Here is a 16,842-nt window from a genome sequence, read left to right as displayed (position 1 = left end):
GATTTAACCTCCGAATCCGCCCTTTGAACCGCTTCCAATGCCCCCTTTAAAATTGGACGAAGCTTGATAGGACTTAAATTCAGATGAATTTTTGAAAGTTGATTTATTTTGATAATATTTACCCCCGTAAAAATAATGCCCACGATAACTTGAATGATTGTCATCACATTGCCACACGCCAAGTTCATCATCCCAATCCCAATCGGAACAGCTTTTATCATTTGGTTTGGGAGGAAGATCTTCTGTACAGCCCGATAAAGTGCTGGCCATCAAAGAAGTAAGAACACCCGTTACTAACCATTGGGTTTTTTTCACCTTCCCACGCTCCTTTATATATTATATTTTTATTATAAATGAATGCATGATAAAATAGAAGAAAAAGGAAGAGGGGTTGAAATTGCGGTTAGAATATCGCCTCAATGATGAGGTTAAGCAATATCCTGCCTTATGGAACTACTTGAAAATTCCTGTTTCCGAAGCCGTTGCAAGGATGACTTGTGAGTATTTCGTTAAAGAAGGAAATACGTATGTCGTAACAGCAACCGCGATGGATCCCGACGGAACAGCAGTATTATATGTCAAAAAAGAAAAGTTCTTGAATGATTCTTCAGAAAATAGATATTCCCATATAGGCTTTGAGATTAGAGAACTACAGGGAGCAGGTTCGATCCTGGTAGAAAGTAAGGATGTATGGGATCATGAAGAAATCTTAACGTCTCTCCATTCAGATGTTTTGTACATTCAAAGGGACGGAATATTTATGGAATTTTCCTTAGATTCAAGAGAAATTGATGAAGACCGAAAGTGCTATATTTATTACGGGAATTTTACAGGTGAACGCAGGTAACAATAAAAAAGCCTATGCTACATCAAGAAGATGATTTCTGTATTGTGAAGTGAACTCAAATAGTGGGACATAGAAAAAGAAGGTTATTCTAGTCAAACTATAATGGAGAAATTAGGAATCGCCAGGATAAGCTAGAGGTTATGGAGTTAAGTCAAATCCTCTCCGTTTGTTGCAATGATTTTCTTGTACCAGAAGAATAAGTCTTTTCGTGAACGCTTAAGCGTCCCGTTACCTTCATCATCTTGGTCCACATAGATAAAGCCATAGCGTTTGGACACTTCATTTGTAGAAACGCTAATTAGGTCAATAGGCTCCCATTGATTAAAGGTTCACTTTATTTCTATCATTTTTTGTGTTTTCCACACATTGAAACTTAAATAATTCCCAGCGTGCCGAAAAAAACTAAAGAGTTTCCTAACACACTGAAAAACCTTACGTATAAAACGTAAGGTTTTTTATATAGCCCCACACATGCCGTTCTCTCTAGATGTCCATAAACCCGCTCTCGCAGGTGGATGCTCTCACAAAAGCTTTCAGCTTCCTTCTTAAAAAGATGGCATGCTGTTCGCATTTAAATATTGAGCTTCCGTATTACACTCATTGGTTTAAGACATACACAAGCTACGTACACCGTAGGAATTTTATATATTGTAATATGAAATAAGACCCCCGCACGTGCCGTCCCTCGTAAATGTCCAAAAACCCGCTACTCGCAGGTGGATGCTCTCACAGTTGCCGTACATCTTCCTCCACTAGGAAGGCTTGATGATGGCCTCTAAATGTTGAGCTTCCGTATAACTAACATCGGTTTTAGACATAAATAAGTTACGTACACCGCAGGATGTTTTATTTACTTGTCGTTATCTTAACACATCAAATGCGATGTGTAAAACATATTGTTTTGAAGTGTTTTCTTGTTTATATTCCTATTTTAATACAAATTTTTTCACCATGCAAGAGGTTACTTTTCTTCTTTCGCAATTGGATTTTCAGGATAAGAAATCCAATCACTCCAGCTTCCAGCATATAGTCTAACGTTATTGAAACCAGCTGTTTTTAACGCTAGTACGTTCGGACATGCAGTAACGCCCGAGCCACAATATACAATCGTTTCTCTCTCTTTATCAAGATGACGGAAACGTTCTTGTTGATCAATCTCACCTTTAAATTGACCTTCTACCGTTACCCCATCTTTCCAAAAATAATTTTCAGCTGTTGGAATATGCCCAGCTTTCGTATCAACAGGTTCTTCAAGACCAGCATAACGCTTTGGCTCTCTAGAATCAATTAACGTCATGTCTACATTTGTGTTGATCTTTTCTTTCAGTTCTTCCATCGTTATGAGTATATCTTCCTCTAAAGATGGTATAAATGTTTTTGGTGCAACAACCGACAGATTCGCTGTTGTAGGCAAGTTCTGTTCTTTCCAAGTTGGAAAACCACCATTTAACACATGCACTTTTTTATGTCCTACATATGTTAATAACCACCAAAGACGCGAAGCCATTGCTCCAGCTTGACTATCATATGCAACAACTGTCGTATTTTCATCAATACCAGCTTGAGACAGCTTTTGTACCAATGTCTCAACGTCAGGAAGAGGATGACGTCCTCCATGCTTTGTAACTGGACTTGATAAATCATGATCTAAGTCAAAATATAATGCATGAGGAATATGCTCTAGCTCATACTGCTCTTTCCCCCAGTTTGTATTTGCTAAGTCAAAACGACAATCGATTATGCGAACATGCTCATCTTCTATATGATCACGCAACCATTCGACTGTAACTATCATCCTTAACGACCTTCTTTCTCTTGTAAACGACCCACATACTCCATAACCATATCTTCTGTTACAACTTTACGCTGCGGGGCAACACCTCGTTTGGCAAGTACATTAATTTGCTGTGTTACCATATTAATTACATCCACTGAGAAATGTTTTCCATTTGACGCAAGCGATACTGCCGCTTCAATGGCCGCTTCACGCTGTGCTTCTAGTTGTAAAAATGTTGTAACAATTTCATTTTGTTTACGAGAATGTGCTGTAATAGCTTTATGTACTTCCATCTTCTCTTCCCCCTAGTGTATAATTTTATGCAGTTTCCTCACATCGAAGTTACTGCACGATATCCATTGTAAGCCGAATCATATCACGGCATACAATCCCATTTTCAATAATCTCTTCTTCATAATGCTTCGAAAAGTAATCAAAATCAATAGAAAAAATTCGAAAATCATATTTTTGATAGAAAGCAAGCTGTGAAACACTAGAATTACCTGTCCCAATTTCAAGCGTATGCATGTTTTTTTCTTTAGCAAGGGCAATTGCATGTTGTAGCAGTTGCTTTCCGACTCCTTGTCCTTGCACCTCTTCCAAAACGGCGATATTCATTATCTCCATTGTATTTGGCCTTGTTTCAAGCAAAACATACACACCTACAACATGCTCATCATGTTTGGCAATATATATGATGCCACGCTGTAAATAAGAAACAATTTGCTCATGACTTGGATCAGCAAGCAATAACAACGACATAGGTGCCATACTTTGCGAAATGTGTTCCATTACTATTTCCATAAAAATTTCTCCCTTCTCCTTTGTTCTAAACACCCCTTGTCTACCATAAATAATACAAAGGAGGAATTCCCCATGGACAACAATGAAAAAAAGTGCAACGTCATCTCAATTGATGGAAAGAAAAAGAAAAATGGCACATACTCCTATCCGAAGTTAGTTGTAGAAGGGAAAACATATGAGTTTACTTCGTTCGTCTTATGCGGTGAAACACCAGATGGTAGACGCCTTATCCTTACTCATATGATTTCCACAGATGAATTTGCCGGTTTTGTAAAATCGTTAGATACTGTATTACAAAAAAAAATTGAACGAATCTTTTTTTCCTAGTTTTTATAAAATATGAATTTCTTTTTCGATTGCAGTTAACTCTTTCTGCAATTGCTCTTCGCTTTGTTCATATAGAGATATATCAATTGTTTCTGCTAATGCAAACAATACACTTTCATAATATTGTTCAACATCCTGTCGCATCGCTGCTTGTAATAGCTCCCATTTCGTTTCCCATTCTTGCTTATAATGATGAATAAATAAACTTTCTTCATCTGTTACATATTCTGATACGAAAGGTTCAAGTGTTTCTTTTACTGCTTCTTGCATCGACGCTTTATCATCTTTTTCAAAAAAGCTTTTCTCATTTTTAAAATAAGAGAGTGCCTTTTTGAAATGTTTTATTTCTATAGCAGGAAACGGATCTTTATGTGTAATGACTTGATACTCATACTCCACTGTACCATTCATAGAAATGGCTTCATTTTCCAACTTACATTTTGCTACAATTTCATTCTGCACATGCCCTATCGCTTCATTCATCCACTTTTCAAGACGCAGCGATGTTGCTCTCATTTCCTGCATTAAATCATGTTGTAAAAACGTCACAAGTTCCATGACACATTCTTGTAGCTGATCTTTCACATTTCCCTCTGTTCGAAGTGATGCCGGATTAATGAATTCAGTAAACACATCGTTATAGCGTAAAAACAAACGTTGCTTTACATAAAATAAAAGTTCTGTTGCTTCATTTTGAAGTGCCTGCTCTTCTGCTAGCACACTAAACGTTGAAATGATGCGAAGTAGGTCTTCACGTTCTGCTTCATATTTTTTTGTTTGTTTTTCTTTTTCATCATTTCCTTGTTTTGCCCCTTGTATCATATTAATAAGAAGCTGCTTTGCACTTTGCAAAGCACCGTATAAAGAGTGTACAGAGACGAGCATTAAATCGCGCATCATAAAGGACGTAAATGATTCTTCAAACTGCGTAATTCCAGAATTCTGCAAAATACCATACTTTTCTTTTTGAATGTTCTTTCCTTGCTTTTCCTCAAGTGCATATAAGCTTGAAATTGCAAATAAACGTGGATTTCGAATGCCATACTGTAAGAGTTGATCTGCAATATATCCTTTTACCATCTGCAGCTCATCTTCAGATTGTGCTAAATCTGCTGCATTAATTAAGAAAAACATTTTATCAAGTGCAAATGTATCTTTTACACGGCCAAGCTGAATTAAAAATTCACGGTCCGCTCTTGAAAAGACATGATTGTAATACGTCACAAATAAAATTGCATCCGCATTTTTAATATATTGGAATGCCACATCTGTATGACGTGCATTAATCGAGTCTGCACCTGGCGTATCAACAAGAGCAACTCCTTGTCTTGTTAAGGCACAATCATAGTACAATTCCATATATTCAACAAAACATGATTTCTCTTCATTGGCAACATAATCAGAAAATTGTTCTAATGTCACACATACTTGTTCTCCTATATGATTAGAAACCGCACTATAGCCTCGCTGTACCGCTCTTAGAAAACTAAATGTCGTTTTCTGTTTCCCACTTGGTGAAGGATATACTAATATTGTATCAATTTGCGATAATGCTTCTTCGAACGTTGCTACATCGTAATGAAACAGCTTATAAACAGCCTTCATATCTTCAAAGAGTGCTTGCTTTGATTTAAATTGAACAATAACTGTACCATGGGGCTTTTCTTTCGTTACCGGCAAAATTTGATTAATTGTTGCTGTCGTAGGATTCGGTGATACTGGTAATACATTCTCACCAAGCAACGCGTTTGCAAACGATGATTTCCCTGCACTAAACGCTCCAAATAAAGCCACTGTAAATCGCTTCGTTTCCACACGCTTTCTCTTTTCAACGACTTCTTGATGTAAATGCTTGAGAGTAGGAAGTTGCTGTAGTACACCTTCTGCCTGCTTTACTTGCTCCATAATGCGATGAATATTTAATTTTGCTGCAGATGTTGCTTCTTTCTCGTTATAAAGTACGATATCCTTACTTGTTTCCTGTTCTTGCACTTTAAACTTCTCATTTACGACTTGTTTCCTACCTTGTAACACTTTCTCTACATCGATTTCATTCGGCACAGACACACGATCGTACCAAATATCTTGCAAGTTTCTCTCATAATCATCATATGCTTGTATATATTGTAATTTTGTTTCTTTTGCCGTCTGTATGATTGTATACTCTTCTATCTCTTCTTTTATATGAGAAATTCCTACACGTATCTTTTCTTGTAAGATACTTGTACTTTTTTCAAAAATTTGCTGTGATTTCATGAAATACCGCTTCTTCAGCTCATTCGTAACATCTCCTGTATAAAGAAGCAAATAATCTCCAGTAAATCCTGCCCCTTGTTTAATAACATCCTCTAGTAACTCTGGTTCAAAAGAGATATACAGTGCATATATGTCTTTTCCGATTTCTTCCGTAAATAACTCTTCCTTCTTTAAAAAAGAGACGATATATTCTTTCACATGAAAATCGATTTGCGTTTCGACTGTTTTTTGTAATGTAGAATAAAACGCATCTAAACGTCTTTGTTTTTCTTGTTCTGTTTTTCCTTTTGCAAATAGCAAACCAACTTTAAATTTTGTTAGTTTTGTTTCTAAATATTGATTCGCTAATTCTCTCATCTCAAATGGCATTAAATACGCATTATCCAATATCGCTTGCAAACCTTTTACAAATTCATTTTTCACTTCTGATTCTTTTCCAGCAATGTGCTTTTCCTTTTCAATCAGTTGTTCTTTCATTGCAATTACGTTTGGAAGAGATGCTGTCGATGCTAATTCTTTTTGAAATGGAGCTAACTGTTTTTCATTTTCTGAAAGAACAAACGAAAAATGTTCTTGTAATAAATAAGCTGTTTCTCGTTCCATACCAACTTTCACATATTGCTCACGCTCTTTCATAATAGAAGAAAGTAATTGTTCTAATCGTTCAATCTCATTGTAGGGATGGTTCATCATCCGTAAAGAAGTGTAAAAAATCCCATCTACTTCAATATTCCAGTTGGAAAATGATTGTGCGACACTCTGTTGATACGCTTCAAATGATAATTCATTTTCTTTATGCTTATCAATTTGATTTACAACGAGATATACGGTTTTATTACGCTGCTTTAGTTCCTTTACGAATTGTAAATTCACTTCTGATTGGACATGATTATAGTCCATCATATAAAAAATAACGTCAGCAAGATGAAGCGTTGATTCTGTTGCCAATTGATGCGCATCATCTGTTGAATCAATTCCAGGTGTGTCAACGAGCATTACACCATCAGGAATGGGTGCATCATTTCGATAAATATGAACACCGATGACTTCATCACCATTTTTACAAAGCTGTTTTAACTCTTCCGCTGAATACGCACCATCATGCTCATACTGTTGTCCTGATTTTACTGCAACAACAACACGATCTTGCCCCTTTTCAATTTTTACAACGTTCGCGCTCGTTGGAATTGGACTTGTTGGTAATAATTGTGCTTTATATAAATGATTCATCATTGTCGATTTTCCAGCAGAAAAATGACCGCAAAATGCAATCATGAGTTGCTCTTGCTTATATTTTTGAATCACTTCAAACAACTTCAAGCTATTTTCCGTATCACCGTACTTCTGCCATTCCTCATAAAAACAAACAAGTTTTTGTATACTGTTTGTCTGTACTATGTTTGTCATCCCCTTGTTCCCCTTTATTCCAAGATGTATATACCCTCTTATCATACTAAATTTTCAGGATATTCTCATTAAAAATAAAAAATCCCTTTCATTCTTTTTAAAGACGAAAGGGATTTTATGTAAGGTCGTTCATTTTGTTGTTCCTACTCCATTTAACACGTATTTTGTAATCACAGCATATACAGCAACCGTTCCTGCAACAAATGCATACATCATATTTATTACACCAGCCTTTTTTGATAATGATTATCACTTTTGAGTACATTTTATCATTAAAGAGAATCATTATCAACATGAATTTCAAAAAAGAAAGCTCCTTGGGTATAAGGAGCCTTTTTACTGCCTGTTTTAAAGGAGTTAAAAACTTGTTGTGCATCTTTATTATATCTCATAACAAGTATCTTAACAGTTAAAAAAATTGGAAAATATCCTTCCTCCTATTGTTTACATTTTATATAATAAAAGGAAATTATTTAAAGGAGGAAATAAATGACACAAAGTATTTCGCAAGGTGAGAGGATTCATTCCATTGATATTATTCGAGGTATTGCTATATTCGGCATTTTTCTTGTTAACTGGCCTATTATAGCTGGCATTGACTCTCGCGATATCACAGGAAGTTATGAAGGAGTAGACAGCTATATCCGCCTATTTTATGACATGTTAATTCAAACAAAATTTTATACTATTTTTTCGTTTTTATTTGGATTAGGATTTTATATTTTTATGCAACGAGCTGAAATGAAGACGAATCGTCCAACAACATTATTTATTCGCCGTCTGCTCATTTTATTCTTATTTGGATTTACTCATTACGTTCTCTTTTGGGACGGAGATATTTTACATACTTATGCAATTACAGGATTTTTCTTATTATTGTTTTACAAAAGAGCTCCCCGGACCATCCTTATATGGGCACTTGTCTTACTAGGTATTTTCCAATTCTTCATGTTACTAGGTAGTGTAATGCTTGCATTTGTACCGATAGAAGAGTTAAGATCTTCCCTACCCATTATGCCTTTGGAAAACTGGGGCTCACAAGTGCAAGATCGCTTTACCGCCTTTTATTCTGAATCAATCTGGTTAAACATCTCCTTCCTTCCAGAATCAATTGGGTTGTTCTTACTCGGCTTATACGCTGGAAAAAAAGATATATTTCGCCGCGCTAGTGAATTGGATCAAAAACTTAAGAAATGGCAAATCATTATGTTTGTCTTCACAATCCCAATGTGGTTCTTTATGATTCGCTACTTTGTAACAAAACAACCGTATGAGCCGATATACATGTTAGGATTTACAATGTTTAGCGGTAAAACTTTATTCATCTTTTACATCTTTACGCTCATGCGTCTATTACAAAAAGAAAGATGGCAAAAAATATTACACCCATTTCAATTTGTAGGACGCATGGCGCTGACAAACTATATTTCTCAGACTGTGATTACATTATTGGTCTTCGGACTCGTATTTAAAAGTACTACATCAGTTCCACCATTATGGACAGGAACACTTTTTTGCATCGGTTTTTATACACTACAAATTTTTATTAGCCGCTGGTGGCTTTCCCATTACCAATACGGCCCATTTGAATATATTTGGCGCCTTGGTACATACGGAAAGAAAATGCCTCTCAAAAAGAAAAGCAAGGTCTCGTAAATTCGAGATCTTGCTTTTCTTATACTGCACTTTGCACTGGAACTTGCTCTTTTTTTGTTTTCTTTTTTCTTTGGGGAATCATATTAAACACGATATTTAATAACACCGCAGATGCACTTCCAAGTACAATCCCGTTATCTGTTAAAATACGAATACTTTCTGGAAGCTGTGAGAATAATGTTGGCACAACTGTTACGCCAAGTCCAATTCCAACAGAACACGCCACAATTAATAAGTTCTCTTGCTTCTCAAACTTTACACTGCTTAACATTTTAATTCCATATGCCATAACCATACCGAACATCGCTAGCATTGCACCGCCGAGTACTGACTTTGGAATAATCGTTGTTAATGCGGCGATTTTCGGAATAAATCCAAGAACGATTAACATACCACCGCACGTATAGATGATCACACGGTTACGTACACCTGTTAGTTGAACAAGACCAACGTTTTGTGAGTAAGTTGTGTACGGGAATGCGTTGAAAATACCACCTAAAACCATTGCCAATCCTTCTGCACGATAACCCTTCGTTAACTCTTTCTCACCGATTTTTTTGTTACAAATATCAGATAAAGCAAAGTAAACGCCTGTCGCTTCTACAATGCCGACACATGCAACAAGAATCATCGTAATGACTGGTGTTAATTCGAACGTTGGTGTGCCAAAGTAAAACGGCTGGATACCGTGAAACCAGTCTGCTTCTGCAACGGCTTGTAAGCTGACTTTTCCCATAAATGCTGCAATGATTGTACCAAATAATAGTCCAAGTAATATCGAAATAGAACGGATAAAGCCATCAAAGAAGCGATACATAATAATGATAAATAATAAGACACCAAATGCTAACGCTAAGTTTTCAAGACTTCCGAAATCTTTACTCCCTACTCCACCGGCCATATCATTAATTGCTGCTGGGACTAATGTAACCCCAATAACTGTAACAACGGATCCTGTTACAACGGGTGGAAAAAGTTTCACGAGTTTTCCAAATAACTTTGCGAAAATAACTACGAATAATCCTGCTGCAATAATTGCTCCATATATCGAGGAGACACCGTACTGCTTACCAATCGCAATCATCGGTCCAACCGCTGTAAACGTACAACCTAATACAACAGGAAGGCCAATTCCGAAAAAGCGATTCGATAAAGCTTGTAAAATAGTTGCGACACCACACATTAATAAATCGATGGACACTAAGTATGTTAATTCTCGTTGATTTAAGCCAAGTCCCCCGCCGACGATAAGTGGAACGATAATTGCTCCTGCGTACATCGCCAGCATATGTTGAATACCAAGGGAAGCGATTTTAAATGGGTGTTGCTTCATGGCTATTTCACCTCCGCAGTCTCATGCTGAACAAATGTAACAGTACCGTTATCAAGAGATGCAATTTCTGCAAGTGATTCTACACGAACACCGCTCTCACGCAGCTTTTTTCCCCCATCTTGAAATGCTTTTTCAATCACAATTCCAATTCCTGCAATGCTTGCTCCAGCCTGCTCAACTAAGCTCATTAACCCTAGAGCAGCCTGACCATTTGCTAAAAAGTCATCGATAATCAATACACGGTCATTTTCATGGATGTGATTTCTAGATAATGAAATCTCATTCGTTTCTTGTTTTGTATAAGAATATACTTTGGCAACATACATATTATCTTGTAACGTTAACGATTTACGCTTTCTTGCAAAGATAACCTTTACACCAAGCTCTAAAGCAGCCATAACAGCTGGTGCAATTCCTGAAGATTCAATCGTCACGATTTTTGTAATATTTTCTTCTTTAAAACGCTTTGCAAACTCTTTTCCGATTTCTTGCATAAGTACTGGATCAATTTGATGATTTAAAAATGCATCCACCTTTAATACATTATCTGATAAAACCTTTCCTTCATTCATAATCTTCTCTTGTAACACTTTCATGATTGTTCCTCCTCTTATGCAAATAAAAAACTCCAAAAGCAGTCTTCACCCAATATAAGTGAGAGACGTGCTTTTGGAGTTTCGCAAAAAAGAATGCTAAACCAGCAATATATTCGTCCTCACCCATAGTCAAAGTATTTACGGTACTTTGGTAGAAACTTGCAGGCCATATCCCCGCGATTATATGAGTGTAGTTAACTTATTTATTTATAGATGGATTATAACGCACTTTTTTTACTTTGAAAAGCATTTCCGCAAAAAACACGTACGAATTTTTAAAATATACACTTTTCGTTCGAGTTTTGAAAACTCTTTCATTTTTAACTGCCCCATCTAATGAGCAGTTAAAACGACTGGTCCTTCCCTCGTTATAGCTACTGTATGCTCATACTGTGCTGATAATTTACCGTCCATCGTTCTTGCAGTCCATCCATTTAAATCTACCTTTGCATATCGCATACCTATATTTACGATAGGTTCAATTGTAATAACCATTCCTTCTTTTAACTCTGGTCCTTGACCTGGCTTCCCAAAGTGAAATACCGCCGGTTCTTCATGTATTATTTTACCAATTCCATGACCCGTAAAATCTCTTGCAACAGAGAATTTTTCAGCAGTTACATAACTCTCAATCGCATGACCAATATCTCCAATGTGATTTCCAATCACGGCCTGTTCAATTCCTTTATATAAGGCATTTTCAGTTACTAGCAATAGCGTTTTTGCCTCATTAGAAATATCTCCTACTTTATAACTCCATGCAGAGTCAGCGAGAGCATTATTTAAGTTCACTACCATGTCAATCTTAACAATATCTCCTTCATTTAACGGTTGATTAGTTGGAAATCCATGGCACATTTCATCGTTCACAGACGCACATATTGCATATGGATAATCGTTATATCCTTTTTGTTCAGGCGTTGCACCATACCTTTCTAAATATTCTTCAACAAATGTATCAATTTCTAAAGTTGTGATACCTGGTTGAATCATTTTTGCGATTTCTTTATGGCAAGAAGCTAATACTTTTCCAGCTTCTTGCATCGAATCTATTTCTCGTTTATTTTTTATGGTAATCATTCAATCTCTCCTCGTTTATGTCCAGTTCAATGATACACATATTTTTCAAGATCTTCAAAAAATGTTGGTATGGATATAAAAAAAGAACCTCCCCTCTACCGAAAGTCCCTCTAAACTTATCAGCATCTATAACTCATTTTTAAAAATTCAAATTTACTACCATTTGTCTCTTGAACAAAAGTACCTACTGCTTCAAATCCAGCTTTTTTATATACTTTTATTGCTCTTTCATTAAAAGTTGCTACTGATAATGTTATATTTTCTGGTGAATATTCCTCTTGAACAAATGCTAAACCTGCCATTAAAAACTCTAAACCATTTCCATTTCCAGTCAAATTCGGTCTCATCCCTAATCCTATATCAACAGTATAGTAATCTACTTTACAAAAACTAAAGAAACCAATCATCTCATCATTTTTAATAACAACAAATGTAGAGTCTCCACGTGTTTCCGGATCCAAAAATTCAACTAAATCTTCTTGATCTGCTTCTATATCATAAAAAGAATGTTCCCCTTCATAATGCCAATTATGTGCTATATCTTCCGCTTGCTCTTGTGTCATAATTTTAAAGTTATACTTCATCATTCGCCCCCCATAAAATAAATCCACATTTATCCCGCATTAACGGGCTGTAAAACTCCCACCTCAAAACTTGAGGATTACAAAGAAGTTTAGGTGGGAGATAAACAGCCCGTAAAAGCCCGATTGGTTCAACTAATAATCAGTGGGGGATGAAGAAAACCCCCACTGATTAAAGTTTCACTTTATAATTTTCCCTTTCACTTACCCTGTTCATAAAAAAAGAGCTGCACGAAGCAGCTCTTCCTCTTTCTTACAACTCATAAATCTCTTTATATTTCGCTTCTAAATAATCCGCTAAATAATTCGCATTTAATCCTTCACCTGTTACATCTTCTAAAATTTCTAACGGTTTTTTTGTTTTTCCATATTGATGAATGTTTTTTGTTAACCATTCACGAATTGGTGTCACATTTCCTTCTTCTAACAATGCATCAAAGTTTGGGATCTCTTCTAGCATTTTATGTTTGAATTGTGCTGCATACATGTAACCAAGCGCATAAGATGGGAAATAACCAAACGATCCTCCTGCCCAGTGTACATCTTGTAATACGCCTTGTGCATCACTTTCTGGACGAATGCCTAAATAACTTTCCATCTTGTCATTCCAAGCTGCCGGTAAGTCTTTAACTTCTAATGTGCCATCAAATAGTTCTTTCTCCAGTTCATAGCGAACCATAACGTGAAGCGGATACGTAAGTTCATCTGCTTCGATGCGAATCAATGAAGGTTTCGATTCATTGATTGCATCATAGAAGTCTTCGACAGATACGTTTTCGAATTGACCATCACTATATTCCTTTAATACATCATAATTTTTCTTCCAGAATGATTTATTACGACCGATAAAGTTCTCAAAGAATAGAGATTGTGATTCATGAATCCCCATCGATGTACCACTACAAAGTGGCGTTCCTTCTAATTCCTCTGCAATATTTTGTTCATAAACAGCATGTCCACATTCATGAATTGTTCCGAAGACCGCCATGCGAAAATCATTCTCGTCATAACGGGTCGTAATGCGAACATCCCCTCTGTTCAATGTAATCTCAAACGGATGAACCGTTTCATCTAGGCGCCCCGCTTCAAAATTATAATTTAATTGTTTTAATAACTGTACTGTGAAATTCTTTTGCTGTTCTTTTCCGAATTTCTCAAACAACACGCTTGTTTGTAACGCTTTATTAGATTCGGAAATTTCTTTTACAAGCGGTACAATCCGCTCACGTAATTGTCCAAACACATGATCTAATACTTCTACCGTAACACCAGGCTCATACATATCTAAAAGTGTATTATATTTGTATGTTTCATAACCCCAATATGTAATGAATTTCTTATTAAACGCAACAATCTTTTCTAGGTATGGACGGAACATTTGAAAATCTGATTTTTCACGTGCTTCTTCCCATACACTTTCTGCTTTTGCTTGTAATTTTACATATTCTTCATACTCATGCTTTGGAATCTTTTTATTACGATCATATTCTTTGCGACATTCTTCCACAATTTTTTTCGTTGTTTCTGAAAGTTTATTTTCAGCAATCAACAGTTCTAATTCATTTAAATACCTTTCCATTTCTTGAGAAGTTGATAATTCAAACACTTCTGTTGAAAGCATTCCAATCACTTCTGAACGTTGATCTACCCCTTGCTTCGGTGCACCTGTGCGCAAATCCCAAAACATGAGATTCAATGCTTCCCCGTAATTATCCATTTTCTTTACATGTGCTAAAAACTCTTTTTCTACTTCGTATGTAACGATTGTCATATTATTAGCCTCCTTCTTCTCCTTCATTTCACTTCGACATAAAGAAATCAAATCCTTTTTTAAAAGAAAAAAGCTTGGCAAATGCCAAGCTTATTGTAATACTTTTCCTTCCACTGGAAGTACTTGTTTTACAGCCTCTACTACCTTTTCGTTTTCATCTTCTGATAAGAATAAAGAAATGTATCCTTTATCTTCGCTCGTACGAATCAGACGACCAATTCCTTGACGAAGACGTAAAATCATATACGGTACATCTACATCCCAAAACGGATCATTTACATGTTTGCGTTTCGCTTCAAACACAGGATCATTTGGAGGGAATGGAAGTGACCAAATAATAACATGTGATAGTGAAGATCCCGGAATATCTAGTCCTTCCCATAAATGAACCGCACATAGTACCGTTTCTTCTTCATTTTGGAAGCGAGAAACAAGCTGACTAATCTCCTGGTCTCCTTCATATAAGAACGGAACAGACATTTGCTCTTTATTTACATATTCTTTAAATGCCGCAAGCTCTTGCGTTGTACGGAATAACACTAACGTACGTCCATTTGTTTTTTGAATGTGCTCTAGTGTATACTGGCATTTTCTTTCCCATTCATTTTCTTTCTTATACGATGGTAAATATACTTTCATTTGCTCTTCATAATCAAATGGAGAAGCAACTGAGAATGATAAATAATCTTTTACCCCTAAACTATTTGCTGAAAATGCAAATGAGTCATTGTCAGATAATGTAGCAGAAGAGAAAATGTAAGGAATTTTTTTCGAGAATACTTTCTCTTGTAATACCTCTTCCACCGCACGTGGCATAATAACTAATGTAAAAGCACCGTCTCCTTCTTCTCCCCATGTAATTACATTTTTCTCATGCATAAAGAGACGAAGCGAATGCTCCAATACATCTAAGTGCTCATCAACAATATTTAAATCGTATGTGTTCACTGTATGCATTTCGCTTTCAAACACAAGCGCATCACCGACTTCAGCAATTTTCGCATAGAGTCGTTTTGCCTCTGTCGTCACTTTTTCGGTTACTGCAATTTCTAAACGATCAGATCCAGCAATTTCTTTTTTGCTTTCTTTTAATACATCAAAGAAGCGTTCTGTTTGCCAAATTGTTTCCTCTACTAAATGAGCAAATTCTTCACGAATATCATTTTGTAATAATCTAGTTAATAATTGCTCCATCATCGTTTGTTTTAAGCGGTACGTAAGTGCTTTTTGCGCCGCATATTCTACAAGGTGACCTTCATCAAAGACAACACAGCTACTTTCTGGTAAAAGCGGCATTTGTCCTTCACGCTTACGTGCATCATATGTCCAAATATGGTCCATATAGAAATCTTGCGAACAAATAATTAAATCTGCTGCTTTACGATAATGTTCACGAGATAGTGTTTGTCCGCAGCGATGACGAGAATCACATGTAAAACAGTCTTGGAAATAATCCCAAGATACCTTTGACCATTCTTCATCATTTAATAACGGAAACTCTTTTCGATCACCGTAATGAGTAAAGTTTTGCATTGTCCCATGATCAAATACAAATTGAGGCAATTCATAATATAAATCCTCAATCACTTCTGGAGCTCGTCCACTCATTACATCTTCAAGTTTACGTAAACATAAATAATTATCCATTGATTTTGCTAAACGTACATCAACAGATAATCCTAATGCTTCAGATAACTTTGCAATGTCTCCTTCTTCTTTCACAAGCTGCTCAATTAACGTTTCGTCTGCGCAAGCAATAATTGCCGGCTTACCTGTATAACGTGCATAACAAATCGCATACAGAAGATATACAATTGTTTTCCCTGTTCCAACACCTGCTTCTGCAAACATTACTTGCTTCTCTTGAAATGCTCGTTCTAACTGGAATGCCATGAAAATTTGTTCATCACGTTCTTCAAACCCTTTTTCTGGGAGGATATCGTAAAACACATCTCCAATCCACTCATTCAACTTATCATAAAAATTATCTTGCTTCCCCACTTCAAATGGTAACCTTTTCTCAGTAAACATCCTTAGCCTCCAACCAAAAAGTTTTTCTATAAAAAGATATAGCAACCGCTATTTATAAAAACGCAGTTGCTTTCCCCTGTTGTAATACATAAAAATGAGCGAAAAAAGTTTTCCTTTATACAAAGGAAAACTTTTTACTCTATTAATGACTTTAAGTACCGCTTTTCGATTAACGTTTCATGTGACAGCGCTGATAAATATTCTTCGCGAGCTCTTTGTATTTCATCTATCGCTGTCCCTTGAAGTTCTTCCCCTAATTCATCATACGTACGATGAATGGCCTTTTGAATCATTGAAAATTGGAAACCATCCATATTATTTCCTCCTTTAGCACATTACATAATAGCCAGTATATGCGTGCTATAGAGGTTTTATA

At 36.1% G+C, this 16,842-nt stretch carries 15 protein-coding genes, 2 other RNA genes, 1 pseudogene and 1 riboswitch; of the genes and pseudogenes, 3 read left to right on the top strand and 15 right to left on the bottom strand.

Going from position 1 to position 16,842, the window contains the following annotated elements; genetic code table 11:
- Positions 1-3: 3 nt before the first annotated feature.
- Complete coding sequence (locus tag QUF99_RS11260; RefSeq protein WP_289370121.1) at positions 4-315, bottom strand: hypothetical protein; 312 nt, start codon at positions 313-315, stop codon at positions 4-6.
- Positions 316-397: 82 nt separating this feature from the next.
- Between QUF99_RS11260 and QUF99_RS11255 the strand changes: the two genes are divergently transcribed.
- Positions 398-847 carry a hypothetical protein gene (locus QUF99_RS11255; protein WP_289370120.1) on the top strand — a complete coding sequence of 150 codons (450 nt, stop codon included), beginning with the start codon at positions 398-400 and terminating at the stop codon, positions 845-847.
- Between the two features lie 146 nt (positions 848-993).
- On the opposite strand, the pseudogene QUF99_RS11250 reads toward QUF99_RS11255, so the two are convergent.
- The 6 genes and pseudogenes from QUF99_RS11250 to QUF99_RS11225 all read right to left on the bottom strand — a co-directional run.
- Positions 994-1,173 (bottom strand): annotated as a pseudogene (locus QUF99_RS11250) (family 1 glycosylhydrolase); the annotation flags it as partial.
- A 132-nt stretch (positions 1,174-1,305) separates the two neighbouring features.
- A non-coding RNA gene (gene ssrS, locus QUF99_RS11245) (6S RNA) lies at positions 1,306-1,489 on the bottom strand.
- 21 nt (positions 1,490-1,510) lie between these two features.
- A non-coding RNA gene (ssrS, locus tag QUF99_RS11240) (6S RNA) lies at positions 1,511-1,693 on the bottom strand.
- 115 nt (positions 1,694-1,808) lie between these two features.
- A complete protein-coding gene (locus QUF99_RS11235; RefSeq protein ID WP_289370118.1) occupies positions 1,809-2,642 on the bottom strand; it encodes a sulfurtransferase in 834 nt (277 codons plus the stop codon).
- Between the two features lie 2 nt (positions 2,643-2,644).
- Positions 2,645-2,917, bottom strand: coding sequence for a YpbS family protein (locus QUF99_RS11230; protein ID WP_289370117.1), 273 nt, complete (start codon positions 2,915-2,917; stop codon positions 2,645-2,647).
- A 49-nt stretch (positions 2,918-2,966) separates the two neighbouring features.
- Positions 2,967-3,428 (bottom strand): GNAT family N-acetyltransferase, encoded by a 462-nt coding sequence (locus QUF99_RS11225; protein WP_289370116.1) that lies wholly within the window; start codon positions 3,426-3,428, stop codon positions 2,967-2,969.
- A gap of 72 nt (positions 3,429-3,500) precedes the next feature.
- Here QUF99_RS11225 and QUF99_RS11220 point away from each other — a divergent pair, with 72 nt between their 5' ends.
- Complete coding sequence (locus QUF99_RS11220; protein ID WP_289370115.1) at positions 3,501-3,755, top strand: DUF3931 domain-containing protein; 255 nt, start codon at positions 3,501-3,503, stop codon at positions 3,753-3,755.
- Between the two features lie 3 nt (positions 3,756-3,758).
- On the opposite strand, the gene QUF99_RS11215 is transcribed toward QUF99_RS11220, so the two are convergent.
- Complete coding sequence (locus QUF99_RS11215) at positions 3,759-7,418, bottom strand: dynamin family protein (protein WP_289370113.1); 3,660 nt, start codon at positions 7,416-7,418, stop codon at positions 3,759-3,761.
- Between the two features lie 489 nt (positions 7,419-7,907).
- Between QUF99_RS11215 and QUF99_RS11210 the strand changes: the two genes are divergently transcribed.
- Entirely contained in the window at positions 7,908-9,074 is a 1,167-nt protein-coding gene (locus tag QUF99_RS11210; protein ID WP_289370112.1) for a DUF418 domain-containing protein, read from the top strand.
- A 19-nt stretch (positions 9,075-9,093) separates the two neighbouring features.
- On the opposite strand, the gene pbuX is transcribed toward QUF99_RS11210, so the two are convergent.
- The 7 genes from pbuX to QUF99_RS11175 all read right to left on the bottom strand — a co-directional run bounded on the left by pbuX (position 9,094) and on the right by QUF99_RS11175 (position 16,780).
- Positions 9,094-10,407: a xanthine permease PbuX gene (gene pbuX, locus QUF99_RS11205; protein WP_289370111.1), complete on the bottom strand. Its 1,314-nt coding sequence runs from the start codon at positions 10,405-10,407 to the stop codon at positions 9,094-9,096.
- A 2-nt stretch (positions 10,408-10,409) separates the two neighbouring features.
- Positions 10,410-11,003 carry a xanthine phosphoribosyltransferase gene (locus tag QUF99_RS11200; protein ID WP_289370108.1) on the bottom strand — a complete coding sequence of 198 codons (594 nt, stop codon included), beginning with the start codon at positions 11,001-11,003 and terminating at the stop codon, positions 10,410-10,412.
- Between the two features lie 106 nt (positions 11,004-11,109).
- A riboswitch (purine riboswitch) is annotated at positions 11,110-11,211 on the bottom strand.
- A 125-nt stretch (positions 11,212-11,336) separates the two neighbouring features.
- Positions 11,337-12,083, bottom strand: a complete 747-nt coding sequence (map, locus tag QUF99_RS11195) for a type I methionyl aminopeptidase (protein WP_289370106.1) — start codon at positions 12,081-12,083, stop codon at positions 11,337-11,339.
- 119 nt (positions 12,084-12,202) lie between these two features.
- Entirely contained in the window at positions 12,203-12,667 is a 465-nt protein-coding gene (locus QUF99_RS11190; RefSeq protein ID WP_289370105.1) for a GNAT family N-acetyltransferase, read from the bottom strand.
- Between the two features lie 250 nt (positions 12,668-12,917).
- Positions 12,918-14,435: a carboxypeptidase M32 gene (locus tag QUF99_RS11185; RefSeq protein ID WP_289370104.1), complete on the bottom strand. Its 1,518-nt coding sequence runs from the start codon at positions 14,433-14,435 to the stop codon at positions 12,918-12,920.
- A gap of 90 nt (positions 14,436-14,525) precedes the next feature.
- Positions 14,526-16,466 (bottom strand): ATP-dependent DNA helicase, encoded by a 1,941-nt coding sequence (locus QUF99_RS11180; protein WP_289370103.1) that lies wholly within the window; start codon positions 16,464-16,466, stop codon positions 14,526-14,528.
- Between the two features lie 134 nt (positions 16,467-16,600).
- Complete coding sequence (locus QUF99_RS11175) at positions 16,601-16,780, bottom strand: DUF3921 family protein (RefSeq protein WP_286124301.1); 180 nt, start codon at positions 16,778-16,780, stop codon at positions 16,601-16,603.
- Between the last annotated feature and the right edge of the window lie 62 nt (positions 16,781-16,842).

This window comes from Bacillus sp. DX4.1, from assembly GCF_030348195.1.
GTDB lineage: Bacteria > Bacillota > Bacilli > Bacillales > Bacillaceae_G > Bacillus_A.
This window is presented reverse-complemented; position numbering and strand designations above follow the sequence as displayed.